Source organism: Streptomyces sp. NPDC093149 (assembly GCF_044754145.1).
Classification (GTDB): domain Bacteria; phylum Actinomycetota; class Actinomycetes; order Streptomycetales; family Streptomycetaceae; genus Streptomyces.
Genome location: NZ_JBIVON010000033.1, coordinates 14,480 through 40,118 on the forward strand (window position 1 = coordinate 14,480; position 25,639 = coordinate 40,118).

Here is a 25,639-nt window from a genome sequence, read left to right on the forward strand (position 1 = left end):
CCCCCACCGCAAGGAGGGGTGGGGGTCCGGTTGGCTACCGGCCTTCATCAAGGCGGTGAGCGTGTACGACCGGCGGAGACGGCTGGAAGGGACAAGCCATGGGCGCATCCTCTCCACCCGTCGGTGTCAACTGCACGAGCCGAAGGGGGCGGTGCTACGTGATCGTCTTCGGTGCTGTCGGTGCTGTCGGTGCTGTCGGTGTGGTTCGGATCGATCGTGGCCCGTCCGGTCCACCCCCGCCTGGCCAATCGTTCGTGGTACGTCGCACGAATCCGGCCGTGATGGATCACCTTCGGCGTGTACGAGATCCACAGCTGCCCGCGGATCTCGGCGTCGGCGAAGTTCCGCAGCGGCGCCGAGTACTCCAGCCACCGCTCCAGCAGCCGCACCGCCGGAGCCGGAAGATTGGAGCTCTCACGCGCTGTACGCTCCTTGACGTAGGTGATCAGCATCGTGGCGTCGCCGGTCCACTCGAGACCGTCCAGCCCCAGATCGTCCACGCCGTCCGGTACGACTCCGCAGTACATGCTGAACAAGATGGAGTAGGCGACTTGGACGACCGGGTGCGGAAACAAGTCGTTGCGTACCTGACGCGCTGCCCGCCGCAGGTCCCAGTGCGTCGACTCCGTGCCATGGGTCTACGTCCGGTACACGGGCCGGTCGGGGAAGGGGCCGTCAAGCAACAACAGCCAGGCGATGTCCTGCGGACTGTGCGCGTTCGCCGACGGCTCGCCGCCCCGCGCGGCCAGCTCCAGAGCCCGCCGGTGACGGGACCAACTGTCATCCACCACGGCCCGGCACGACGTCTCCAGCCGCTCCCACTCTCCATCGGTGTACGCCTTGTAGGGGCTGGTGCTTCGGTAAGCCTGGATCTGGTTCCCCGTGAGGTACGCGCCCACCTCCGGACACACGGCTCCCGTGACCGCGTCGAAGCTCTTCAACAGCATGCGGGTCTCGCGCTCACGCGTATACGTGCTGGCCATCCAGTAACGGACCATCGTGGCCCGCGTCAGATCCGGGGCACTCCCGGCGAACCCGGCCTCAGTCAAAGCGCTCACCATCTGGCGCAGGGCCACCGCGTACGCCTCCGCCGTGTTCTTCGCGCCGATGCCGCCGTCGGGATGTGCGTTGGCCGCGAGTCCCTTCGCTCGCCTACACGAAGGACGTCACCGTCCCCACGCTCGTCGCCCAGGTCCGTCACGACTCCAGCACCCGCCCCGAGGACGTCCAGAGCATCTACGACAGCCTCGCCACCACCGACAAGAAGCCGCACTGGATCGAGGGCACCACCCGCCGCTTCGACGACTACCACTACTCCCCCCAGCACCCGGAACAGATGCTCGACTGGTTCACCGTCCACCTCACCTGACCCGCCGACCACGGACCCGCCTCTGACCAGCTCTCCGCGGGCGGCAGAGCGCGCTCACGGAAATCGACTGTGCGCTGATGGAGGCGTTCGAGCGACTGATGCACGGGCTGCACGAGCTCGCCGACGGCGAGATCACGGTCGTGAAACTGTGCACCGAGGCCCGCGCTTCGCGCGCCTCCTACCAGATCTGGACCTGACCTTGCGCAACGCCGAACTGGAGGCGCACAACGCCCGATGAAACGATCTGAAAGGCGACACCAAATCCCGCCGAACCGGCGAAAAAGTCCAGATCAGAGCAGGTCGCCGAGGTACACGGGAGCATTCGCGGCCTGTCCGGTGCCAAGTGCTGTCAGCGGTACCTCTAGCCCGAGTGGAAGCAGGATCAGCTCGCTCAGCGTGGCCAGGGGATGCCAGACAACGGCCGATTGTGTGCGGTCCGGCGCCGTGGCCGGTAACGCGGCGTCGGATCCCAGTTGGGCTTTGAAGTACAGCTGAAGCTGTTGCAATTGGGTGCGGTGATACGGATTGCCAGTGTGCCGCTCCGGCAGGTATTCGCGGACCCAGAGCAGTTCACCGACACTGACCCGCAGTCCAGTCTCCTCCCGCACCTCACGCCCGGCTGCCTCGGCAGCCGTTTCACCAGGCTCGACACGCCCGCCGGGCAGCACGTGGAATTCTTGGCCGTTGTCGCAGTGCCGGATCAGGAGGACCCGACCTGCCTGATCCACTACGACAGCGCGGGCACTGACCCGCGGTTCAGCGGCGCGTGCGGGTGGATCGGCACCGGGGGGTGACAGCGCCTGATCGTTCATCCGTGCAGCATATGGGGCATACGCTGCCGAGGGTACCGAGCTTGGACCTGCGTGAGACGCCCACGGACAGTTGTGTTTGAGGAACCGCTCGAACCCAAGGGCCCACGAGTTCAGCAGTACCTGATTCCCGAGTGGCCGACCGTGAGGTCTGCGTTGGACCTTGATCGACGTCAGCGTCGTCCTGTCCACCGAGCTACTGACTTCGGCTCGCCAGGGTGATCTTTGTCGATGTCGATGTGCCTGATGGGCCTGAGGTGAGGGGTGTGTCTCGTGCTGTGTGAGATATGGGGATGGGGGCGGGTTGACCGCTGCGGGGCGGCAGCGTCGGAAGGCCGTACGGCGGCAGGAGGCCGAGTTGTTCGAGCAGAGGATCAAACCGCTGGAGGGCACCCAGCGTCTCCGGGTGAGTCGGAAGTCGGCCTACTGGTGGAACCAGTTGTGGCGGGACGGCGGGATCGAGGCCCTGGTCTCGCGTGGGCCGAGCGGATCGAGTTCCGCCGCGCTCCCGGCGATCGTGTCCTTGAAAGCGTTGAAGGTGCCGACGAGGTCGGCGGAGCCCATCCTCTCCGGCGGCGGGGCGCCGAGTTGCGGGGCGAGACCGCGAACGGCCCGAAACAGCGCCAAGACATCACCCGCCTCCGCGACGTTCTCGACCCTCCGATCCCGCCACAAGAGGAAGCCCTCTTTGAGATATGAGCGGCGACCCACGGGCCTCCTGGCGACCCGCTCCAGACAGACCTTGTCTGGCGGGTCGCGCAGAAAGATGCTTTCCATTGGGATGACCAGCTCGCGATTACCCGCGGGTCCTGCGGCAGCTCGACATGGTGCTCGCCGAGGGCGAGGTCGAGTCCGATCTCGTGGCCTGTGGGCTGGCCGCGGCGGTTGGTCGCGGTGGCGTGCGCTCAGGCCCTCCGCAGCTCCGCGGCTTCCTCGCGGGCTCGGGTCGCGGCCGGGTGGTCGCCGACCCGGGTGTGTGCGGTGGACAGGGTGTCCAGGGCGACGGCGAGCCAGGTGTGCGAGCCGATCTGCCGCCAGAGCCTGACCGCGGCTTCGGCGCGCCCGCGGGCGAGCGCAGGGCGGCCGGCTGCGAGTTGCGCCTCCGCGAGGGCGTACAGCGTGGCCGCCTCGCCCCAGAGGTTGCCGAACTCCCGGTACGTCCACAGACTCTCCGCGAGCAAACGGCGCCCTTTCATGTGCTCGCCCTGGCGGACCAGGACGTCCCCCAGCCAGCAGGCGGCGTGAGTGGCGGTGAGGCGGTCGCCGAGGTCCGCACTGATCGCGACCGCCTGCCGGTAGGCATCGGCGGCGGCCGGGTAGGCGCCGAGCGTCCGGTGGCTCTGGCCCAGACAGCGCAGAGCCTGGGCCTCGCCGGGCCGGTAGCCCTCGTCTCGGCTGACCCGCAGGCATTCCGTGAACCGCTCCACGGCGGCTTCGACGCGGCCTTGCTCAAGGTCGATGACGCCCAGGCCGTTGGTGGCGTAGACGAGACAGTTGACGTTGCCCGCCTGCCTGGCCAGCTCGGCGGCCTTCTCGAAATGGAGGACGGCCGAGGGGTAATGGCCAAGGAGCCGGTGCACGTATGCCAACCCGGCAGTTGCCCCCGCTCGGTAGCTCGCCCCCTGGCCCTCGGCGAGCAGCAGCGCCCGCTCGAAGTGGTTCAGTGCCTCCGGATACCGGTCGAGGATGGTGGTGAGTTCGCCGAGGCATCGGTGGAGCGTCGCGGCGCTGTGCCGGTCACCGCTGCTCAACGCCGCCTTGAGCGCCCGGTTCTGCAGCCGCTCCCAGTCGTCGAAGTGGCTGCCGACCTGGAACAGGGTCGTAAGAGCAGTGGCCAGTCCGGCGGCGGGTGCGGTTTCCTTTCTGTCCAGCGCCTGCTCCGCCACGTCGATGAGGAACTGACGCTCGTCGGTGAACCAGGCCAGCGGGTCAGCAAGCAGATGACCCGTGTCCGCCGGGGAGACCCGCCAGGAGGCCAACTCCGCCTGCGAGACGCCCTGGAAGTCGACGCTGAGGGTGTCCGCAGCGTGGTCGGCAAGGTGGAGGCTGGCCCCGAGCAAGCGGGTGAGTGCGGCCGCGTGGTCCTGGTGATGGACGGCACGAATCGCGCACTCTCGACCGAACAGCCTGACTAAATCGTGTAGTTGATAGCGAATTCCGGCGGCACCGGCCGGTCCGGCCTGCACCAGGTGCACCTCGACCAGGTCATCGAGAACGGCCTCCGCCTCGGACAGGTCCACATCCAGCAGCGCGGCCAGCGCCCAGGCGGCGAAGTCGGGACCGGTCAGCAGGGCGAGCATCCGCAGCGCGTGCTGTGCCGGGGCGGCCATCCCCTGGTAGGTGAGTTCGAGGCTGGCGCGTACTGCGATGTGGCCGACGGCCAGCTCGTCGAGCTTGCGCTCCTCGTCGGCGAGGGCGCGGGCCACGTCGGCCAGGGGCCGGTGCGGTCGTGCGGCCAGTCGCGCGCCGACCACCCACACTGCGAGCGGAAGGCCCCCGCAGGTCTCCACGATGGAGCGGGCCGAGTCGGGCTCCGCGTCGGTCCGGTCCGGGCCCAGCATCTCGCGCAGCAGGGCGAGCCCGGTCGCGGAGTCCAGCACGTCCAGGGGGAGCCGGTGGCATCCCAGCTCCGCCATCGTCGTGCGGCTGGTGACGAGTGCTGCGCACCGCGCGCCGCTCGGCAGCAGGTCGCGCACCTGCTGGGCCCCGGCCGCGTTGTCCAGGACAACGAGCACCTTCCGTTGGGCCAGTAGCGAGCGGTAGAGGTGGATACGTTCGGTCAGTTCCGCGGGCACCGTCCCGCCGCGGACACCGAGCGCGCGGAGGAAGGTGCCAAGGACCGTGAAGGGGTCGGCCGGCTCGTCGCCGAAGCCGCGCAGGTCCGCATGCAGCTGACCGTCCGGGAAGCGGGAGGCGAGCCGATGGCCCGTGCGTACGGCGAAGGCCGTTTTGCCGACACCGGCGGGGCCGGTCACCAGCAGGGTGAGCGGCCTCGGACCGTCCGCTTCCAGGAGCCGGCAGGCCTGGTCCACCTCGGAGTTGCGGCCGACGAACAGAGAGAGGTCCGCCGGCAGGAGCCGGGGGACGAGCTGTCGACCTGTCATGGCGTTCGCCGCTGCGCCGCTGTCGTCTTCTGCTTCCTCGTCGGCGGACGGCGCCTCGGCGCGGACGGCGGCCGGACCGGGATCGCCGGACAGATCCGGATCCCCGGCCAGGATCCGCCCGTACAGCCGCCGCAATGCCGCTCCGGGGTCAACCCCCAGCTCGTCGGCGAGTCGCCGCCGGGCACGCTCGTACTCCTCCAAAGCCTCAGCCTGCCGCCCGCACCGACACAGGGCAAGGAGCAGCTGCCCGATCACCTGCTCGTCGGGCGGATACGCGTCGGTCCGGGCCGCCAGCTCGCCCACCATCCGATCATGCTGCGCCAGGCGTAATCGGACGTCGACCAGCTCCAGCCGGGCGGCCAACCGCTCGCCGTCGAGGAGCTGGCGCTGCACGGCTTCGTCGCCCAGGGCCGGAGCTTCGCGTCCGGCTCGCGCGTCGGACGCGGTATCGGTGGCCTCCACGGCGACCTGTGCCGCGATGCGTTCTCGCGCCTCCAGCCACGCATTGACCCGGTCCCGTTCCCCGCACGCGCGGACGAACGCGGCAAGGACTTCTGGGCGCGGCAGTTTCCGCCGTCGCAGTACGTCGGCCAGTGTGCTGCGCGCCAGTACATCACCGCCCCTCGCGGCCCGCTCTTCCAGCTCGCGGAAGGTCAGCCCCGAGCGCTCCTTGAGCCGCTGCATCGCCTCAATGACACCGGCCGCGTCACGGATGTCGTCCGGCGATAGACCCCCGTGTTTTCCCATGTCCACCATATTGCTGGGGCAATGAGCCGTGCACAGCGGCCGATCCCGCCAATCCCCGCTGCCCGGGACACCCCCCGGACAAGGGCCTGACCTGCCCGGACAGTCCGGCTCCTGTCCGGGACAGCGGAGATCCGTTGCCTGCCCCCGCCCCGCTCAGCATGCTCTGTGGTGCCGACCAGCCGCGCGCTCCTGGCACGGCGAAGGCCGGCGTTCCACCTGCATCACCCTTCGGAACCACTACCAGAGATCAGGAGCATTCATGCGTATCCGACTCCAGACCGTGTCCGAACGGCTGCTGGACATGGTGGCCCCGAAGAAGGCCGCCGCAGCTCTCTCGTGCTGGCAGTACGACAACTGTTTCAGGAACTACTGCGGCACGAACCGGAATGGCCTGTACGAGGTCGACCCGTGAAACGACCGGCAGCGAATCACCTGTGGCGGCTGCTGACCGCACGCCAGTCGATCCGTGACACCCCGGGCTGCCGACAGACCTCGGGGACAGGCGATCCGTGTCCCGCCCGGGAGTGCCGAGCCGGACACGGATCGCTCGCGCACCTGGCTGCCGGGGCGTCCGTCATCGCAGACGCCCCGCCTTAGTGGAAGGTTGGGAACCCGGTGCATCATTCGGTCAACTACGTGGTGGATGGCGGCCGGGTTCTCCTCGGCCTGGTCTTTCTCTGTTCTGCCCTCAGCAAGTCACATGGAGCTGCCGCATTCCGGGACTTCCGTGACGCGGTGGGACGGCTGGCGCCCGACCTTCGGCGCCACTCGGCCCCGGTCGCCGTGACGGTAGTCACGGCCGAGGCGGCGGTCGTCGTCATGCTCGCCGTTCCGGCGGCCGTCGCTGCGGGCTTTGCCCTCGCTGCGGTACTGCTGCTGGCTTTCACCGTCGGACTCGTCGCGGCGCTGCGCCGCGGGGTGAGCACCGCCTGCCACTGCTTCGGCGCCGGTGACGAGCGGCTCGCCCCCCGGCACGTGGTACGCAACCTGGCCCTCGTCACGGTGGCGATCGCCGGGACAGCGGCGGCACTGAACACACCACACATTGACTCCGCCCCGTCCGCGCGGCTTCTGCTGACCACCGGTGTGGCGGCCGTCCTCGCACTGATCACGGTAACCCTGGACGATCTGGCGAATCTCTTCGGGGTGACAAACACCGGAGTCGACGCCGCTCCGAAGGTGACCCGATGAGGGCGGCGGCCACGGCGGTCCTCTGGACCGTGCCGACGGCCTGCCTGATCGCGGCCGCGCTTATCCGTAGCCGCTACCTCGTGGTGACGGTGGAGGGCTCCAGCATGGTGCCCACGCTTGCCGATGGCGACCGTGTGTTGGTTCACCGCGCACGGCTCGCCGCCATCAGCGCAGGGCGGCTCGTTGTCACCAAACCGCCCACCGAAGGGCGTTGGGGCGCGATCCGTCCGTCGCGCTGGCTGATCAAGCGGGCAGCGGCCGTGCCGGGAGACCCGGTTCCCCGGGATGGCGCGCCCGCGCTGCGGGACCTGCCCGAGAAACAGGTACCGCAGGGCCGGATCGTCCTGCTTGGCGATAACCCGGATGAAAGCCTCGACTCCCGCTTCTGCGGCTACTTTCGCGATGAGCAGATCATCGGTGTCGTCATCCGCCGCCTGCCGCGCGCCGAACCCCACCGGGGACCGGTCGTCACTGCACGGCCGTCCCTCGTCATACGAAAGGGCGAACCCTCATGGACTATATGATCGCGAGCGTCGTGCTCGTTGGACTGCTCTGTGTCCTCAACCTGGTGCTGACCTATGGAATAGTTCGGCGCTTACGCGAGCAGGTGGCCGACGTGGGCGGGAAGGCGCTGGAGGTTCCCCGCTCGGTCCTGGGCGTCGGCGCCACCGTCGGCTCCTTCTCCGCGGTCGACACTGAGGGCAGCAGCCTGACCCGGGACGACCTGTCGGAAGGGCAATTGGTCACCTTCATGTCACCGGGATGCCCGGCCTGCGAGGAACTGCTGCCGCTGGTGGCCGAGCGGGCCCGCGAGTACGGCCCCGAACGGGTCTTGGCAGTAGTGGTGCGCGATGCGGACAAGGACAACGTGGGGGAGGGGAGTGGCGTCCGTGCGTACCTGGAGCGGCTGGCGCCAGTCGCTAGGTTAAGACCTGCGACCTTGGTGACGAGCTGACGGCCGCGTTTGCTCTGACCGGTGTGCCCGCCTACGTCGAGATGGGCCGAGGCGGGCGGGTCGCAAGCAGCGGCCGGACCCTGCCTCACCGAGCGGAGGAGGCGCCCCGCCGGACGGAACCGGTCAAGGCCGACGCATGATCCAGCCTGAGGAGAGGCTTCGTCCGGGGGAAGCGCTCGCCTCTGCCCGCGGGGCCGTCACCTCGGCTTGGCGCGCGGCGCGTGGAGGCATGACGGCCCTGGTGGCTCTCACAGTGGCGGCGGCCGGGGTGCCAGTCGCCATGGCCTGGGTGACCCGGCTCGTTCTGGATTGCTTAGTCAGGGTGGACGGCGCCGCACTTCTCGGACTCGCCATCGCACTCGCCGGGCTCGGCCTGGCCTCGGCGCTTCTGCCGCCCTTCACCTCGTACATGGGTAACCAACTGGGCCGGGCTGCGGGCCTGACGGCATTGGACCTGCTCTTCACGGTGGTCAACTCCTTCGGTGGGCTGGCCCAGCTGGAGAACCCCGCTTTCCAGGACCGGCTGAGGATGGCCCAGTCCGCGGGCACCCAGGCGATCGGCGGCACCGTCCAGTCCGGGCTGCGGATCCTCGGCGGTGTCCTCACAACGGCCGGCTTCGTCGGTGCCCTGTGGGTGGTGAGTCCGGCAATGACCGTTGTGGTGCTGGCCGCCACGCTGCCGGTGTTGTTGGCCGAGCTAAGACTTTCCCGTCGCCGGGCGTTGAGCGACTGGCGCATCAACGCGGCGCAGCGCAGGGAGGTCTTTTATCAGCTGCTGCTGTCCAGCCTGGACGCCGCCAAAGAGATCCGGCTCTTCGACGCCGGCGGATTCTTCCGGGACCGGATGCTCACCGAACGGCGCGTCGCAGACGCCGAGCGCCGGGCGGTGGAGCGGCGCGAACTGGCGACGCAGGGCGGTCTGGCCCTGCTCGGTGCGCTAGTCGGCGGCTTCGGACTGGTCTGGGCGACACTCGCGGCCCGACGTGGGGAGCTGACGGTCGGTGACGTCTCGATGTTCATCGCCGGAGTCGCCGGTATCCAGGCCGCTCTGTCCAGTCTCGTCCGGTCCCTGGCCGACCTGCACCATCTGCTGCTGATGATGCGCCACTACCTCGCCGTTGTCGGCACCGACCCGGACCCTGCGGTATTGCAGGGCGGCGCGCAAGTCATCTCCCACCGGCTGCCGGAGCTGCGTGAGGGCATCGAGTTACGGGACGTGTGGTTCCGTTACGACGACCACCATCCCTGGGTGCTGCGCGGGGTGAACCTCTTCATCCCACACGGCCGAGCCGTCGCCCTCGTCGGTTCCAACGGAGCGGGCAAGAGCACCCTCGTCAAACTGCTGTGCCGGTTCTACGAGCCGACCCGCGGCGCGGTGCTGTGGGACGGCGTCGACATCCGCCAGGTCCCTGCCCAGGAGCTGCGCCGCCGACTCGGCGCGGTGTTCCAGGACTACATGCACTATGACCTGACCGCCGCTGAGAACATCGCCGTCGGCGATGTCCGGGCGCTCGATGACCGGCCCCGGCTTCGGGCAGCGGCCCGGCAGGCCGGAGTCGACCGGATGCTCGACGCGTTGCCACGCGGCTTTGACACCCTGCTGAGCAGGATCTTCACCAGCGGCCACGACCCCGGCACGGGCGCACTGCTCTCGGGCGGGCAGTGGCAGCGGCTCGCCCTGGCCCGGGCGTTCCTGCGGAAGTCCCCCGATCTGCTGATCCTCGATGAGCCGAGTTCCGGATTGGACGCGGAGGCTGAACACGATCTCCACCTGCGGCTCACCCGCTTCCGGGTTGGTCGGACCAGTCTGCTGATCTCACATCGGCTCGGCGCAGTCCGTGACGCCGACTGGATCGTGGTGCTCTGCGAGGGCCGGATCACCGAGGAAGGCACCCACAACAAGCTCTTGGCCAACGACGGTACTTACGCTCGGCTGTTCACCATCCAGGCCGATGGATACCGGGAGGAGCGCCCGACAGGGCGGAAAGAGGAACATCCGGCCCGGCAGGTGGGCGGCTGAGCGATCGGCACTACGACGGCCGCGCTTTCCGTGCGCCCGGGGCTGCTCCAGGCAGCGGCAAAAGAGCAGTCCCACCTGAGGCCCAGTGGCTGTCCTTCTCCTCGTCCTCGCCGTTGGAGCCGAGGGCAAGGCCAACGAGCGTGAGACGAAAGGGGAGTGCACGGTCCTCTTCGCGAGAGCGGAGGTGAGCCGTACCGACGTCTCCGGATACGTGCCGAGGTCCTCTCCGCGAGGGCACGGTGTGGCGGGCCGACGGCGCCGGAGCACTCGGGGCTGCGGCGGTCTGGATCCGGGCCTTGCTGTGTGAAACGTTCTGCTGCCTCATCACCCACCGCCACGTCCAACGCCTTTGTCAGGACCTCTACGAGACTGTGGCTTGCTGCGGGACGCGGTGGGCGCTGCGGTAGGTGGTGATGCCTATCGCCAGGAGCCAGGAGCCAGGAGCCAGTAGCTCAGGAGCCCGTCCATGAGGGCGGTAGTGCCCCAGCCGTTCGCGGCGCAGAAGTGGGCGGGGGTGCTGCCGAAGAAGAGGGAGGTCGGCGCGCTGAGACGTATCTCTTCGGTATGGTTCGCCAGCAGTTTGTACGCCTTCATGGACGGCCGTTGCCCCTTGGGGGCAGAGGGACCATCTCCAGGCCGATGGCCACTCCGCCTCGCCCGTTTCTCTCTCGGCGGAGAGCACCCGCGCCCTCGGGGGGCATCGCCTGGTGCGCCGTACCGTGCTGAGTACGCTACTCTCGCTGCCGCCCCGGCTGCCGCTCGCGTGGAGGGGTTCCTCCCGAAGGGCGCCTCTGTGGCGTCATGACGTTGCGACGGCCCCGCACACAGCAGAGCCCCGCGCCCCGGCAAAGCGTCCAGGTCAGCAGTACGCGCCAGGGGTAAGTGCGAGGCCTTACACAGATGTCCGCCGCTGATAGGGCTCGTTGAAAACGGCCACCCTCTACTCGAGGGTGACCCCACACCTGCTCAGTGGATCTCCCCACCCATCTGGCGCCTGACCCGCGGGACCAGTCGACTCTCTACATCTCGGTACGGTGCAATTCGAAAACGCATCGATGGATCGAGACCAATCGTTCGGGTGGCGAGCGTATGCCTCGGCGAGGGTGACGGCGCGTTGGTCACGGATTTCCTCGGCGGTCCGGTCAGCCGTATCTCAGTCGTCCTCGGCGCATGGTCTCTGGGTCCTCGGATCGGCGGGGAGCACGTCCACTTCCTCCGGGGTGAGTTCCCGGTCGCCGATAATGTCGCACAGCTCGCGGTACCACCTGCCCGGTGCCAGGTGGAGCGGGCCGCCGATGCCGTCGGGGCCGATATGGAGCACGGTGCTGCCGTCTCTGGAAGCATCCATGAAGGAGTGTTGCCCGTCGAGTGCGCTGTCGCGTGGGCCGGTGAAGGAGTAGAAGGTCTCGTAGCCGGGCTTGCCGATCCGGTAGACGCGTACGGCGTTGTTCGCGGCGAGGAGGTAGCGGCCCTCGCCGTCCAGGAATGTGGCGGCGAACGGTGTGGACGGAGACTCGGCGATGCTGCGCAGCGGGCCGGTCTCCTTGTGTGGCGGGTCGCCGCGCCGCCACAGTTCGAACACCGAGCCTCGGCGCAGGATCGCGAAGTACTTGCCACTGGTGTCGAATTGAGCGGCGAGGATGTCGTCGCCCGTGTTCACGGTCTCGATGGTGCGTCCGGTGGTGATGTCGACGACGTGGATGCCGGGCCGGTCCCGGACGGTGACGGTGACCCGGTTCGCGGCCGAGTAGGGTCCGATCATCAGATCCGCGTCCTTGTCGCCTCCGGCTCGGGAGCGGACCGTCGCGGCGTCGAAGCGTGCGAGTCGCCTGCCGGTGCGGGGGGCCCACTGTTCGACGACGGTTCCGGAGACGGTGACCAGTTTCCCACCGCGATCGAAGAAGTAGTTGAAGCCATACCTCGGCCGTGCGTCTGAGGCGTCGCCGTCAGCGATGTCCTCGATCGGCTGCGAGTCGGGCAGTCGTGGGGGATCGGCGGTGGTGACGGTGGTGGTGCGGCGCAGGGTGGTGGCGTCGCGGACGGTGACGATGTTCGTGCCCTCGCGGTCGGCGACGAGCCGTCCGGTGCGGTCGAGGGCGAGGGGTTCGGTGGGGCGGGGCACCCAGTGGGGCTTGCGGCGCGGCACATCAGCGAGCACGCGGGCGCTCTCTTTGCTCGCGTGGCGCATCTGTATGCGGGAGCCGTCCGAAAGGACGCTGATCGTGTACTTGCCGTCGTGCGTGAGGAGTTGCTGGCTGACGTCGAGGAACCAGTTGCCGGGGCGCAGTTGGACAAAACCGATCAGCGACTCGTCGTGGCGGACGTAGTACATCCTGCCGCCGGACTCCACGAGCCATGGGCTGCTCCTGGCCAGTGAGGAGGCAGCGGCGGGCAGGCCGTTGCGGGAGAGGACCTTGCCGTCGCGCATGTCGACGACGGTGAGGCCCGTGAGGGAGTTGAGGGCGACCCGGAGGCCGGGACTGTCGACGGACTGCACCGTGCAGACGCCGGACGCGAAGTCCTTGTTCTGTTCCCGGTAGGCGACGCCCTCCCGGGAGCCGTCGCGGACCCGGTGGACAGTGACTTCGGTGGTCTTGCCCCGCACGTGGCACAGGACGGCTCGGGTCCGGTCGCCGGAGACGCGGATCTGGTCGGCATCGGCGCGGACCACGAGCCGGCTCCTGCCGGTCACCAGGTCGAGGGCGAGCAGGCTGCCCTTCTCGCCCCGGCCGAAGTCGCGGAACCGCTTGTAGACGGGGACCAGCAGAGTCCGGTTGTCAGGGGCCGGCCACAATTTGAACTCGAGGCCCTTCGGCGCCGGGAGAGTCCCGGCGAGGGTTCCGTGCGGCCCGCTGTCCAGGTTCCACCAGACGATGCGTTTGCGGACGTGGGCGACGATCATCGTCCCATCGAGGGAGATCGCGGGGGTGACGGTGTCGCTCCAGTTCGTACCGATACCAGGGGCATCGGGGAGCCGGTGCAGCGGCCCGGCGGGCCGCTTCGCATCGGGGCGTACCTCGAACCATGCGGCCTTGCCGTCGTCCTGGACGTAGGCGGCGCGTTTCCCGTCGGCGGACACCATGACGTACTGGACCTCATCGGTGGACGGCACCCGCACGGTGCGTACCGGTCCGGTCAGGGCGTGCACGAACAGGGTGGCTCCGGAGCGCTTGGACGCCGCGAGGACCACGTCGCCGTTGCGGCTCTTGTCGAAGACGGTGTCTTCGAGGTCAGCGGATAGCACCCGGTCGTACTCCGAGTACTGGAGGTACTGGCGCAGCAGTTCGTTCTTGGCCTCCTGGGTGGGAGACATGTCGTAGGCGGCGAGGGAGAGCAGCGCGGCGCGGGCCGGGTCGGTGACTGTCGACTCCTGCGCGGCCTGTGCGAGGGCACGGGAGGCACCGAGGGCGGCGCGTTCCTGGCTGCTGCGGCGTTCGACGACATAGAGCAAGCTGAGCACCAGGGCGAACGCCAGGGCCGTGGCCAGACCGGAGAACAGAGCCCGCCGCCGACGGGTGCGGGCGCGACGGTGGGTCCGGCCGGCCTTCAGATAGTCCTGCTCAGCCTCGCTCAGGAGCGCGGCACGCCGCGGGAGCCACTGTTCGGCGCCGATCGTCGCCGCGGTGGTTGGCAGGTGTTCGGGGGCACGGTCCGCCTCCTGCCAGCGCTCCATTTCGTGCCGTACGGTCTCCCGCCAGCCGAGGAAGGACCTGTCCTCGGCCACCCACGCGGCAAGCCTATCCCACTCGCCGATCAGCGCCTCGTGCGTGAGCTCCACGGTCTCGGTGCCCTCGGCGCTGCGGTCGGTGACGAGGAGCCGGGCGTGCGTGGCGAGGCGTTGGGCGATGCGCCACTGGTCCTCGCTGAGGTCGCCGCGCCGAGCGAGGCGCCGGGTGGCCGCAGCGGCGCCGAGCGGCAACCGGACGAGCTGGGTGAACAGCCGGCGGGCGGTTGCCTCGTCGTCCGGCGGCACGTGTTCGGCCCAGACCCGGTCGGCGTGGTTGCCGAGCGCGCCGGTGACACCGCCGAGTTCGTCGTACGCGCGGTGTGTGAGCACGCCGTGCTCCTGCCGCTGCCACAGCAGGTAGAGAGTGAGGGCGAGGAGCGGCAGCGCGCCCGGTTCGGTGCCGGTGTCGGCGAGGATGCGCTCGGCGAGATGGGGCTCGTAGGAGACGCCGGGGAGGCTTTCGACGGGGGTGGTGACAATGTCGCGGAGACCGTTCTCGCCGAGCGGTCCGAGGGCGTGCAGATGCTGGCCGGTGACGGGTCCGAGGTGCGCATGGCCGAGGACGGGTTCGAGGAAGTCGGCGCGCAGGGTGGCGAGCACGCGGACGGCGGGCGGCAGGGCGTCAGCGGCGAACAGCACGTTGGTCAGTTCGCGCACGGCGTCTGCGGGCTGCGACAGAAGCTCCTCCAACTGGTCAACGACAACAAGGAGTTGACTGCCACCCTGGAGTTCGAACAGGCGGTCAGTCGTGCCGGCTAGGCCATAGTGGCGCAGTTCGTCGGACAGTTCGGGTATGCGTGCCAGTCGGCGGGTCTCGGGCAGGCCGGGTTCCAGCAGCGGCAGCAGTGCGGAGGTGAGGGCCGCGAGGGGGCTGCTCCCGGACGCGGGCCGCATGACGACGACGCAGGCTCCACGCGCACGCAGCCGTGGCGCCACACCGGCGAGCGCCAGCGACGACTTGCCGGAACCTGATGGGCCCACGACAGTGACCCATTGCTGCTCGTCGAGCGCCCGGGCGATCCTGTCGCTCTCGTTCCGCCTGCCGTAGAAGACCGCCGCGTCAGCCTCCTCGAAGGCGGCGAGTCCGCGGAACGGCGCGGGAGGCCGTACGAGTGGGCCCAGTTCGGGCCAGGCGGCCACCAGACCGCTGGTGGGGATCAGGTAACTGACGGGCGGCTGCCCGGACTCCGCCACCGCGACCATGCCGACCACACCCGACAGCCGGTCGTCCCACACCGGCCCGCCGCTGAAGCCCCGCGACACCGGGTAACCGTCGCCGACGAGATCGGCCTGCACCCAGCCGTCGGCCTGCCGACCCCGCAACACCCCCGCGTGCCACACCCCACCGGGGCGCCCGGCCGGCAGCCCGAACGCCCGCACCGGGTGCCCCCACAGCCCGTCCGCCGCATCGTCGGCGGTTGCGTCGGCCGATTCGTCCACGTCGACCAACCGCACCGGTCCTGCACCGGGCAACGGAGCCGCGAACCGCAGCACGGCGACATCGGCGGCACCGGAAGCCGCACCGCCCGTCCCCCGCGGCGGCACCCACAGTTCGACGGTCGCGTCCGCATGCGGCACGGTGGGCACGAGAAGCAGGTCGACCGAGAGGCGCGTGCCGGGTTCCGGTGGCGTGCCGGCCGACGTGCCGAGGGCGGCGGAGACCACGTGCGCGCAGGTCAGGGCGACCGTTTCGGACACCATGAAGCCCACGCCGACAGGTTGCCGCCGCGCGTCCAGGATGCGCAGCAGCGCTCTGTCCAGGGCCTTCGGGCCGATGCCTGCCGACTGCCGTTCCGGTCCCGGCGCCGACGTCATCGCGCCGCCCGGTCCGACGGCCGATGCCAGGTCAGGGTCACCATGAAGCCGGCCTGCGCGGGGGGCCGGGAGATCCCCAGGTCCGCTTCGGCCGCGAGGGTCAGGCTCCGCGGTGCGGCATACCCGGCGCCACCGGGCGCAGCCACGGGTAGTTCGACCGGATACGCCATGCGCCCCCCTCGCTCAGACCACTTCGTCCCTGCTCGCCGGACAACACCCGACGCTACGAGCACAGTTGCCATGTCTTAGCCTCCGCCGGAAGGTCGTCGCGTTCGTCCGCCGTGAACGCACGGTCGCCGATGATTCGGCACAACTCCCGTCTCCACAGCTCCGGATCGAGGATGAGGGTGCTGACGGTCTTGTCAGAAGCGGCCTGGAGCACGGTCTTCCCGTCTTCGGACACGTCCGGGAACGAGTAATCTCCCGTCCCGAGGGTCGAATCGGCGAACAGGTACGCGTCGTCGTAGCCCCGCTGACCGATCCGGTAGGTGCGTACGGCGTCGTCGGCGGCGATCAGGAAGCGACCGTCGTCGAGGAAGACGGCGCGGTACGCGGTGACGCTGCTCTCGCCGACGGTGCTCAGCGGGCCGATCACCTTGTGCCCTGGGTTCCCGCGCTGCCACACCTCGAGTCCCGTGTCACGGCGCATGACCGCGAAGTACTCTCCATGGGCGCTGAATTGGGCGGAGCGGACATCGCCCTCGGTGTGTATGCGGGCTGTGACGCGTCCGTCCGTGATGTCGACGACGCGGATGCCAGGCTGCCCCCGCACGATCACGGAGATCTGGTTCCGGTCCGGGTATGGGGCGATCGTCATGCGTGCGTCCGGGTCATTGGGGCGCAGCGCGCCGGCGTCGAAGCGGGCGGTCTGCCGGCCCGTGCGCGGGTCCCACTGCTGGACGACGGTGCCGGAGACCGTCAGCAGGCGGCCTGTGTGGTCGAAGAAGTAGCGGAACTCGTACATCTTGGCGTGCCAGCTGAGCGCCCCACTGACGTCCAGGTCCCGGGCCTGTCGGGGGCCGGGCCGGATCCTCGGCGGCCGGACGGCGGTCACGGTGGCCACCTTCCGCAGGGTCGACGTGTCACGGACGACCACCGTGCCGACGGACTCGCGGTCGGCGACGAGCCTGCCGGTGCCGTCGAAGACGGGCAGGTCGGTCTCGTCGGGCACCCAGTACGGCTTCGCGCGGGCCGCCCGTGCGAGGATCTGCCCTCTTCGCCTCGGGTCGGCTGGGCGCAGTTCCATGCGGGAGCCATCCTCCAGGACGGTGATCGTCCGCTTCCCGTCGGCGGTGAGCCGCTGCTGAGCGGCCTCGGGCAGCCGACTGCCCGGGGTCAGTTCCATGAAGGCGATCACCGACTCCTGATGGCCCACGTAGTAGAGCCTGCCGTGCGACTCCGCGAGGACGTGGGCGGGCATGAGCTGCCTGGCGGATCCCGGCAGCGGCACCCAGGAGATCGTCTCTCCCCTGTTCAGGTCCACGACGCGCAGTCCGTCACCCCATCGGAGCGAGATGCGCCGCCCGGTCGCGTCGACGGCGTCCACAGTGCATATGTCCGTGATGTATTCCTTGTCCCGCTCTTGGTAGGGGCGGCCGATCCCGGCGCCGTCGAAGGTCCGATGGCGGCTCACGACGTACTGCTTGCCCTCTGCACGGCACGCGACCGCGGTGCGGCGGTCACCGGACAGGAGGATCTCCTTGGCCTCGGACAGGAGTTGCGTGATGCGGCCGGTGCCCATGTCGACGGACTTCAGGGCCTGCGCGCCCGACGTCGTGTAGACCTTCGTCAGCAGCGTCCGCCCGTCCGGGCCGAACCACAGGGCGGTATTCATGTCGTGGGGCGCAGGCACGTCACCGGCGAGGGTGCCACGGTCCAGGTTCCACCACACCAGGCGGCCCCGGACGCGCGCGGCGAGCACACGGCCGTCCGCCGACATCGCGGGGCGTACCGAGGATTCCCAGCTGATGTCGGCGCCGTCCGGCGCGTCGGGCAGCCGGTGCATCGGGCCGAGGAGGTCTGCGGCGTCGGTGTCCACCTCGAACCACACGGCCTTGCCGTCCGCCTGGACGTAGGCGCCGCGCTTGCCGTCCGCGGACACCGCGACGCCCAGGACCTGCCCGGTCGAGGGCACCTGGGCGCTGCGCACCTGCCCGGAGGCGGCACCGACGTACAGGACGGCCCGGCCCAGTTGCGAGGTGGCCAGCACGACGTCACCGGTCTCACTGGTGGTGACTTCCCTGACCGTGCCCAGTACACCGGACAGCACCCGGCCGTAGCCCTGGTACCGCAGGTATTGCCGCAAAAGTGCGTTGCGGGCCTCCGGCGTCGGCGCCGTACGGTGGGCGGCCAGCGCCTTGAGCACGCCGAGGGCGGGTTCGGTGCGCGTGTCATCCTCCGCGGCCACCGCGAGGGCGCGAGAGGCAGCCTCCGCCGCGCGTTCCCGGCTCTCCTCCCGCGTGGCGTAGAGCAACGACAGTGCCACCAGGACCAGTGCCGCGACGAGACTGACGGCCGAGAGCACCGTCCGTCGCCGACGGGCCGTCGTGCGGCGGTGGGCGCGGCCGGCGTCCAGGTAGTGCCGTTCGGCATCGGTCAGCTCTTCGCCGCGGTTGCTCAGCCACTGTTCGGAACCGGCGAGCTGCAGGGGCGTCGGAAGTAACTGCGAGGGACGCTCGGCGTGCTCCCATCGGTCTATGTCCTGTTGCAGAGTGGCCCGCCACTCCAGGAAGGCACGGTCCTCGGTGGTCCAGTCGGCCAGTTTGCCCCAGTCTCTGATCAGCGCCTCATGCGCGAGTTCCACGGTCTCGGTGCCCTCGACGTTACGGCCGGTCACCAACAGCCTTGTCCCGGCGAGCCGCTGCGCGATCTGCCACTCATCGGCGCTCAGTTCGGTGCGCAGCGCCATCCGCCGGATGGGCGCGGGCGTGCCGACCGGGACCCGGACGAGCCGGGTGAACAGCCGTCTGGCCGCTTCTTCGTCCCCGGGCGGCACGCACGTTTCCCAGACCCGGTCGGCGTGCTCGCCCAACGCGCCGGTGACACCGCCGAGTTCTTCGTACGCCCGGTGTGTCAGCAGGCCGCCCTGCTGACGCTGCCACAGCAGGTCGAGGGTGAGGCCGAGGAGCGGCAGTCGGCCCGGTCCTGGGTCTGTGTCGGCGAGGATGCGCTCGGCGAGATGGGGTTCGTAGGACACACCCGGGACGGCCTCCACGGGTACGGTCACGATCTCGCGCAGGCATTCGGGGGCCGGCGGGGCGAGCGCGTGCAGGTGTCCGCCGATCTCCGGGCCGAACCGCGGATGGGCCAGCACCGGCTCCAGGAAGTCGGCGCGCAGCGTGATCAGTACGCGGACGGTGCCGGGCAGCGTGTCGCCCGTAAGCAGATCGGCCAGCTCGTCGACGGCGTCCGGTCCCAGGCCGAGGACCTCCTCGAACTGGTCGACCAGGACGAGCAGTCGGCTGCTGCGCCGCAGCTGGAGCAGCCGGGCCACGACGTCCGCCGGGCCGTGGCGGCGCAGCACTTCGACGAGTTCCGCGATCCGCTCGGGGCGCCCGGCCTCGGGCAGGTCGGGTTCCAGCAGCGGCAGCATCGCTGCCGCGAAGGCAGTGAGCGGGCTGCTGCCGGGCGCCGGCCGTATCACAACCACCTGGGCGCCTTCCGCGCGCAGCCGTGGCGCCACACCGGCCAGGGCCAGCGACGATTTGCCGGATCCCGACGGTCCTACGACGGTGACCAGGCACTGGGCGGCCAGTGTCCGCGCCATCTCGTCGCTTTCGGCCCGCCTGCCGTGGAAGATCGCCGCGTCCGTTTCCTGGAATGCCGAGAGAGCCCGGAACGGCGACTGCGGCAGCGTGACCGCGCGCAGCTCGGGCCGGGCGGCCAGCAGTTTGCTGGTGGGGATCAGGTAACTGACGGGCGGCTGTCCGGACTCGGCTACCGTGACCATGCCGACCACGCCCGACAGCCGGTCGTCCCAAACGGGGCCGCCGCTGAAGCCCCGGGACACCGGATAGCCGTTGCCGGCGAGATCGGCCTGCACCCAGCCGTCGGCCTGCCGACCCCGCAACACCCCCGCGTGCCAGACCCCGCCAGGACGGCCGGTGGGCAGCCCGAACGCCCGCACCGGGTGCCCCCACAACTCGTCCGCGTCCACCAACCGCGCCGGTGCCGCTCCCGGAAGCGGCGCCTCCAGCCGAAGCACGGCGACATCGGCGGGCTCCACGGCATCGTTGCGCGTGGCGGGCACGGAGGACTCAGCGGGCGCGGAGGGCACCGAGGATCCCCCGTCGGGCGCCCGCGGCGGCACCCAGTGCTCGACGCCGGCCGTCGTCGCAGGCGCGCCACCGTCGCGCTGCAGCCCGGGCACGAGGGGAAGGTCGACCTGGATCCGGGCGGAAGCGGGAGGCGCCGCGTCCCCCGTCGTGCCCAGGGCCGCATGGACCACGTGCGCGCAGGTCAGGGCGAGCGTGTCGGAGACCAGGAAGGCAACCCCGACAGGCTGCCCGCGGCCGTCGCGGACACGCAGTACGGCCGCGTCCAGGGACTGCAGGCCCGGGCCCACCGGACGCTCCGGCGGTAATGCGGGCACCGTCATCCGGCCGCGTCCGCTGCCGGTTCGCCGGACGATGGATTGCGCCAGGTCAGGGTGACCTTGAAGTTGGCCTGACCGGTCGTCCGGGAGATCACCACGTCCGCCTCAGCCGACAGGGACAGGCCGAACTCGACGCCAATCTCGTCGGGTTGCCGTGCCATGTCACGGAATCCGTCGACGAAGTTCTCCGCGACCGGCCGGATCCCGGCGAGCATATCGTTCAGCGACCGGGTCGCCCGCGCCACGACCTGCCCGGGACGCGCGACCTGCACCAGCCCGTCCGCGACCTCGTCGATCTGGACCTTGACGATGTCGGTCGCGTCCGACGGAGCGGATCCCGCCCCCTCGCCACCCGTTCTCGCGCCGCCCGCCCCGGACACGGGCAACTCGACCAGGTACGTCATGCTTCCCCCTTCGCGACACCTGCCACGCCGGCTCCGTACCCTACTGATTCGACCGCATGTCGGGGCCGAACCGCCTCGAACCATCCTCGCAGCGTACCGATCTGGCGGTACGTCAACCAAGGTATCGCGACCCTGGCTCCGCTCGCGCCCACCCTGGAGGAGGCGGGCGAGGACCGCCCCCTGCGGCTCGACGGCACACGCATCCCACCTGGCGCTGCGCCGCCCTGGCCACGGAGGCGAACCCCGACCCGCTGCGCAGCGGCAAGCACCACGACCACGGCGTGAACGTCCAAGGCCTGACCAGCACCGGCAGCGTCCTGCTGTACCTCGGCGAAGCCCCCCCCGGCTCACACCCACGACTTGACCGCCGCCCGCGTCGACGGCATCGTCGATGCCGTCACCGGGCCGACGTGGAGACCACCACCGACTCCGGCCACCAGGGCGCCGGCAGCACGGTCCGTACCCCGGCCAAAGCTCCGGAAGGGCAAAGGCAACAACGGCTGGGAGAAGCAGGCCACTCCGCCCTCACCAAGCTCCGCGCTTTCGTCGAGCGGGCCTTCACCGAGCTTGGTCTCGATCCATCGATGCGGTTTGGAAATGATCTCCGGGAGATTTCGTGGCGGGTTCTTGGGTTGTCGGTCGAGTGTGGGCAGGGTGCGTCTTTGGTCTGCCCAGCTTTTCCACGCTTCGGATCCGGTCGGGCCCTGGCGGGCGGGGTGGTCAGTGACGTGAGAGTTTCTCGGGCGGTGCGTGGACGGTGGCGAACAGCTGTGTCCACGCGTCTTGCGAGGGCCATTGCTGTGGTAGGTGCAGGGTGAGGCGCCGGGATGAGCTGGCGATCCGGGCGGGAACGTGGACCAGGTGAGTACGCAAGATGACGGTGGTGGCCTTGGTGTGGAAGGAAGAGGCCGACGCTCCAGCGGCCCGTAGCAGGTTGTAGGTCATCGCCCAGAGGGTCACAGCCAGGCCACGTCGGCGTGGAAGCGCCCCGAGGGCAGGTGGGCCTGGGCACCGGCTTTGGTGTCCGCTATGACCTGCTCGATCACTGCGTGGTGCCGGTGTTCCCGTTCGGCCCGCAGGGTTGCGGCGGGCTGGTCGGTGAAGAAGGGTTGGTAGCGCTGGACGCCGGACAGGGCGACGAACCCCGAAGTGGCTCCGGCGACTTGAAGGAAGTGACGCCGATTGATTTCGGTCATTGCTGTGAGGTCCTCCTGTTGTGTCGGTGATGTCCGTCCTTGAAGAGAGGTAGACGGAGTATTCAAGAGGACCCGGGCTTGAGGAAAGTGGGCCGAGGTGACGGTCGCGCAAAGAGTGGGCGGCTGGTGTGCGGGCCGTCAGTGCGTCGTAGGGGGAGGGGTTCCGGAGCCGTTCGGCTGCCGGGGCCAAGGCGCTGATCAAATGTTCGGGACCGTTCATGCGCTGGATGCTGCTCGTCGCTCCGGTGGTGGGCGCTCTGAAGATCGTGCCGCAGCCATGGAACGTGGAGGCCGTCCCGTTCACGTTCGGAGCGCGGGAAGCGCCCCCAATGTCACCCCCCACCGACATCGGCCGGCGCCCGCTTGCGCGAGGTGCCATTGCGTGAGTTCCCCGGCCTCGAAGGCAGGCCGTCCCGAGAGGGCTTTCTTCAGCCGACCGAGTTGACGGGATATCGAATAGGTCATCTGTCCCGGACTCTTGACGCATTGTCAGGTCCGCGCCATCCTCGACGGGACCTACGCGCGAGTAAGTTGGCGCGCGCCCATCCCGGACAGCGAAGGTAGCCCGGATGACCCTCCTCCGCAGACGTGGACTGTTTGCCGTTGTCGTCACCCTCCTGCTGGCTCTCGGCGTGGGCTCCCCGCCCGCCGTCGGAGCCGACACCCCTTGGTGGGAGCCCACGGCGCGGCCGACCGCCGATTCACAGATCAACGTCACCGGCGAACCCTTCCGGGGCACGGACAGTCAGGGCCGGGTCCGTGGCTTCGTCGACGCGCACAATCACGTGATGTCCAACGAGGGCTTCGGCGGCCGCATAATCTGCGGCAAGCCGTTCTCCGAAGCGGGCATCGCCGACGCCCTCGCGGACTGCCCCGAGCACTATCCCGACGGCTCGCTCGCCCTCTTCGAGAACGTCACCGGTGGTTCGGACGGCCACCACGACCCGGTGGGCTGGCCGACGTTCAAGTCCTGGCCCGCCCACAACTCCCTGAGCCATCAGCAGAATTACTACGCGTGGCTGGAGCGCGCCTGGCGCGGCGGCCAGCGGATCCTGGTCAACGACCTGGTCACCAACGGCCTGTTGTGCTCGATCTACGTCAGGGACCGCGGCTGCAACGAAATGGACGCCATCCGTCTCGAAGCCCGCAAGACCTATGAGATGCAGGACTACATCGACAAGATCTACGGCGGAACGGGTAAGGGCTTCTTCCGTATCGTCACCGACTCCACCCAGGCCCGCCAGGTCGTCGCGGAGGGCAAGCTCGCTGTGGTGCTCGGCGTCGAGACCTCGGAGCCCTTCGGTTGCAAGCAGATCCTCGACGTCCCCCAGTGCAGCCAGGCCGACATCGACAGAGGTCTGGACGAGCTGTACAAGCTCGGCGTGCGCAGCATGTTCCTGTGCCACAAGTTCGACAACGCCTTGTGCGGGGTGCGGATGGACTCCGGCACCATCGGAACGGCCGTGAACATCGGCCAGTTCCTCTCCACCGGCACCTTCTGGAGTACGGAGAAGTGCAGCGGTCCGCAGCACGACAACCCCGCCGGTAACGTGGCCGCCCCGGCCGAGGTGACCAAGCTGCTGCCCGCCGGCACCAAGGTGCCCGCATACGACAGCAGCGCGCAGTGCAACACCCGTGGGCTGACCCGCCTCGGCGAGTACGCCGTCAAGGGGCTGATGAAGCGCAACATGATGTTCGAGGCCGACCACATGAGCGTCAAGGCAGCCAGCCGCGCCCTGGACCTGCTGGAGTCGGCCAACTACCCCGGCGTGCTCTCCAGCCACAGCTGGATGGACGACGGCTGGCTGGAGCGCGTCTACCGCCTCGGCGGCTTCAAGGCCGCGTACATGTCCAGCGCCGACAGCTTCGCCAAGGAATCCGCCGCCACCAGGGCGCTGCGCCAGAAGTACGGCGTCGGAGTCGGCTACGGCACCGACATGAACGGCGTCGGCGGCTGGCCGGGACCGGTCGGACCCAGCGCCCCCAACGCGGTCAAGTATCCTTTCCGCAGCGCCGACGGCGGCTCCGTCATCGAGCGTCAGCAAACCGGCCAGCGCACCTGGGACTTCAACACCGACGGTGCGGCCCACGTCGGGATGGTGCCCGACTGGATCGAGCAGATCCGGCTCAGCGGCGGCAAGGACACCGTGCAGGACCTGCTCGACGGCGCGGAGTCCTACCTCCGCACCTGGAAGGCGACCGAACTCCACAAGCCCGCACCCAACCTCGCCGCGGGCGCCGCGGCGAGCGCGGGTGAAACGGAGTGGAACCCGTTCACCAGCTACGCCGCCGAGAAGGCTGTGGACGGCGACACCGGCACGAGATGGGCGAGCGGCTGGTCGGACGACCAGTGGCTGCGGCTCGATCTGGGTAGCTCCCGTACGGTCGGCAAGGTCTCCCTGGACTGGGAACAGGCCTATGCGCGGGCCTACCGGATCGAGGTCTCGGACGACGGGACCACGTGGCGGACCGTGTGGTCCACGGACAGCGGGGACGGAGGCCTGGACAACGCGGTGTTCAGCCCGGTGCAGGCGCGGTACGTCCGTATCCAAGGCGTGACGCGGGCTACCAAGTACGGCTACTCGATCAACGAGGCAGCGGTGTACAGCCGCTGACCTACTCCCGCACCAACGTCAGGATCTGGTCCGCGACGATGTCCAGTACGTCGCCCGCCTTCTCCTCGTCGCCCAGCACGAGGAAGTTGAGGGTGAGCCCGTCGGTCAGCGCGGCCAGATACCTGGCGGCCGCGGGCTCGGGCACCGTCAGCTCCACGCCGAGGACCGAGGGGAGCTGACGGATCACTTTGGTGTGTGCCGTGAGATAGCGCTCGTACTGCCGTCGGGCGAGATGCTCATAGCCGGGCTCCCGCAGGGCGTACTGGGTGAGTTCGTACGTCAGCATGTGCTCGCCGGGATTGGCCAGCACGTGATCCCAGTACGCCTGGAGCCCGGCGCGGATCGTCTCGCGCAGAGTGGGCCTGCGGATGAGAGTGGTGAGCACATCCGACTCGGAGTGCTCGGAGATGGTGTCCATCACCGCTTCGAGCAACTCCTGCTTGGAGTCGAAGCAGTAGTGGAAAACGCTCAGCGAGACACCCGCCTCCGCCACGACGGACCGCGTCGTGGTCTTCGCGACGCCGTCGCGGGCCATCACCCGGATCGCGGCCTCGACCAGTTGCCTGCGCCGCTGCGCCGACGGCATTCGCCCCATGGCGCCTCCTCCCCTGACCGGCGCAAGCATACGCCGCGGGAGGGGTGCCCCTAATTCCTTCTTGAGGACCGCAGTGGTGCCGGGTGGCTTCACGGCGGTGCTCGAGTGGTGAGGTCCGTTATGCCTGCTGCAACCCTGGCCCGTGAGGCCCTTGAGCAGATCGCGCGGATGGTCTTGCCGCTAAGTGGTGGCGGCCTCGTGGGCGCCGGGCGGATGCCTTGGGTGCCCGGGGCAGCGGATGCCTGCACATAGAGCGGCGGCGCCCGGGCCCCCTTGGCGGTCTGTATGCCACGGCTGTGACAGTGCCTCTTGGCGGTCTGTATGTTGCCGGAGTGCCTGGCGCGGGTCTGTGGGTCCGTGTGTACCGACGTCCGGCTGCAAGGGGGTGGCAGGGCTGTCTGTTTTGGCGGTGGTCTTTCTTTTGGGTGGTGGTGGGCTGTGGGTGGGTTTTTTCTGTTGTGGTGGGCGTGCTGCTCGTTCCGGGCCGCGGGGCGTGTG

At 69.4% G+C, this 25,639-nt stretch carries 19 protein-coding genes; 7 read left to right on the forward strand and 12 right to left on the reverse strand.

The window, feature by feature from the left end:
* Nucleotides 1-47: 47 nt before the first annotated feature.
* Nucleotides 48-527, reverse strand: a complete 480-nt coding sequence (locus tag ACIQCZ_RS39640) for a hypothetical protein (protein WP_402290658.1) — start codon at nt 525-527, stop codon at nt 48-50.
* Nucleotides 528-638: 111 nt separating this feature from the next.
* Complete coding sequence (locus tag ACIQCZ_RS39645; protein ID WP_402290660.1) at nt 639-1,049, reverse strand: hypothetical protein; 411 nt, start codon at nt 1,047-1,049, stop codon at nt 639-641.
* 74 nt (nt 1,050-1,123) lie between these two features.
* Here ACIQCZ_RS39645 and ACIQCZ_RS39650 point away from each other — a divergent pair, with 74 nt between their 5' ends.
* Nucleotides 1,124-1,369: a hypothetical protein gene (locus ACIQCZ_RS39650; RefSeq protein ID WP_402290663.1), complete on the forward strand. Its 246-nt coding sequence runs from the start codon at nt 1,124-1,126 to the stop codon at nt 1,367-1,369.
* Nucleotides 1,370-1,659: 290 nt separating this feature from the next.
* On the opposite strand, the gene ACIQCZ_RS39655 is transcribed toward ACIQCZ_RS39650, so the two are convergent.
* The 3 genes from ACIQCZ_RS39655 to ACIQCZ_RS39665 form a co-directional block, all read right to left on the reverse strand.
* Nucleotides 1,660-2,181 (reverse strand): NUDIX domain-containing protein, encoded by a 522-nt coding sequence (locus ACIQCZ_RS39655; protein ID WP_402290665.1) that lies wholly within the window; start codon nt 2,179-2,181, stop codon nt 1,660-1,662.
* 420 nt (nt 2,182-2,601) lie between these two features.
* Entirely contained in the window at nt 2,602-2,955 is a 354-nt protein-coding gene (locus ACIQCZ_RS39660; RefSeq protein ID WP_402290667.1) for a hypothetical protein, read from the reverse strand.
* 128 nt (nt 2,956-3,083) lie between these two features.
* A complete protein-coding gene (locus ACIQCZ_RS39665; protein ID WP_402290670.1) occupies nt 3,084-6,029 on the reverse strand; it encodes an ATP-binding protein in 2,946 nt (981 codons plus the stop codon).
* Nucleotides 6,030-6,288: 259 nt separating this feature from the next.
* Here ACIQCZ_RS39665 and ACIQCZ_RS39670 point away from each other — a divergent pair, with 259 nt between their 5' ends.
* From ACIQCZ_RS39670 to ACIQCZ_RS39690, 5 genes are all read left to right on the forward strand, one after another.
* Nucleotides 6,289-6,441 (forward strand): hypothetical protein, encoded by a 153-nt coding sequence (locus ACIQCZ_RS39670; protein WP_402290671.1) that lies wholly within the window; start codon nt 6,289-6,291, stop codon nt 6,439-6,441.
* Nucleotides 6,442-6,644: 203 nt separating this feature from the next.
* On the forward strand, nt 6,645-7,220 hold the full coding sequence (locus ACIQCZ_RS39675) for a MauE/DoxX family redox-associated membrane protein (protein ID WP_402290674.1): 576 nt from the start codon (nt 6,645-6,647) through the stop codon (nt 7,218-7,220).
* Entirely contained in the window at nt 7,217-7,744 is a 528-nt protein-coding gene (locus tag ACIQCZ_RS39680; protein WP_402290676.1) for a S26 family signal peptidase, read from the forward strand. The genes ACIQCZ_RS39675 and ACIQCZ_RS39680 overlap by 4 nt, the downstream gene beginning before the upstream one ends.
* Nucleotides 7,732-8,175, forward strand: coding sequence for a hypothetical protein (locus tag ACIQCZ_RS39685; RefSeq protein ID WP_402290679.1), 444 nt, complete (start codon nt 7,732-7,734; stop codon nt 8,173-8,175). Before ACIQCZ_RS39680 ends, ACIQCZ_RS39685 begins: the two co-directional genes overlap by 13 nt.
* A gap of 241 nt (nt 8,176-8,416) precedes the next feature.
* Entirely contained in the window at nt 8,417-10,195 is a 1,779-nt protein-coding gene (locus ACIQCZ_RS39690; RefSeq protein ID WP_402290682.1) for an ABC transporter ATP-binding protein, read from the forward strand.
* A gap of 417 nt (nt 10,196-10,612) precedes the next feature.
* Here the strand turns inward: ACIQCZ_RS39690 and ACIQCZ_RS39695 are convergent, their stop codons facing one another.
* From ACIQCZ_RS39695 to ACIQCZ_RS39720, 6 genes are all read right to left on the reverse strand, one after another.
* Nucleotides 10,613-10,789: a hypothetical protein gene (locus ACIQCZ_RS39695; RefSeq protein WP_402290696.1), complete on the reverse strand. Its 177-nt coding sequence runs from the start codon at nt 10,787-10,789 to the stop codon at nt 10,613-10,615.
* Nucleotides 10,790-11,348: 559 nt separating this feature from the next.
* A complete protein-coding gene (locus ACIQCZ_RS39700) occupies nt 11,349-15,737 on the reverse strand; it encodes a serine protease (RefSeq protein WP_402290683.1) in 4,389 nt (1,462 codons plus the stop codon).
* A 223-nt stretch (nt 15,738-15,960) separates the two neighbouring features.
* Nucleotides 15,961-20,301, reverse strand: coding sequence for a trypsin-like peptidase domain-containing protein (locus ACIQCZ_RS39705; protein WP_402290686.1), 4,341 nt, complete (start codon nt 20,299-20,301; stop codon nt 15,961-15,963).
* A gap of 29 nt (nt 20,302-20,330) precedes the next feature.
* Nucleotides 20,331-20,735: a CU044_2847 family protein gene (locus ACIQCZ_RS39710; RefSeq protein WP_402290687.1), complete on the reverse strand. Its 405-nt coding sequence runs from the start codon at nt 20,733-20,735 to the stop codon at nt 20,331-20,333.
* A 720-nt stretch (nt 20,736-21,455) separates the two neighbouring features.
* Entirely contained in the window at nt 21,456-21,680 is a 225-nt protein-coding gene (locus tag ACIQCZ_RS39715) for a hypothetical protein (protein WP_402290689.1), read from the reverse strand.
* A gap of 11 nt (nt 21,681-21,691) precedes the next feature.
* Nucleotides 21,692-21,931: a hypothetical protein gene (locus tag ACIQCZ_RS39720; RefSeq protein ID WP_402290691.1), complete on the reverse strand. Its 240-nt coding sequence runs from the start codon at nt 21,929-21,931 to the stop codon at nt 21,692-21,694.
* A gap of 569 nt (nt 21,932-22,500) precedes the next feature.
* Between ACIQCZ_RS39720 and ACIQCZ_RS39725 the strand changes: the two genes are divergently transcribed.
* Complete coding sequence (locus ACIQCZ_RS39725) at nt 22,501-24,546, forward strand: discoidin domain-containing protein (RefSeq protein ID WP_402290693.1); 2,046 nt, start codon at nt 22,501-22,503, stop codon at nt 24,544-24,546.
* A 1-nt stretch (nt 24,547) separates the two neighbouring features.
* On the opposite strand, the gene ACIQCZ_RS39730 is transcribed toward ACIQCZ_RS39725, so the two are convergent.
* Nucleotides 24,548-25,141, reverse strand: a complete 594-nt coding sequence (locus ACIQCZ_RS39730; protein ID WP_376294315.1) for a TetR/AcrR family transcriptional regulator — start codon at nt 25,139-25,141, stop codon at nt 24,548-24,550.
* Between the last annotated feature and the right edge of the window lie 498 nt (nt 25,142-25,639).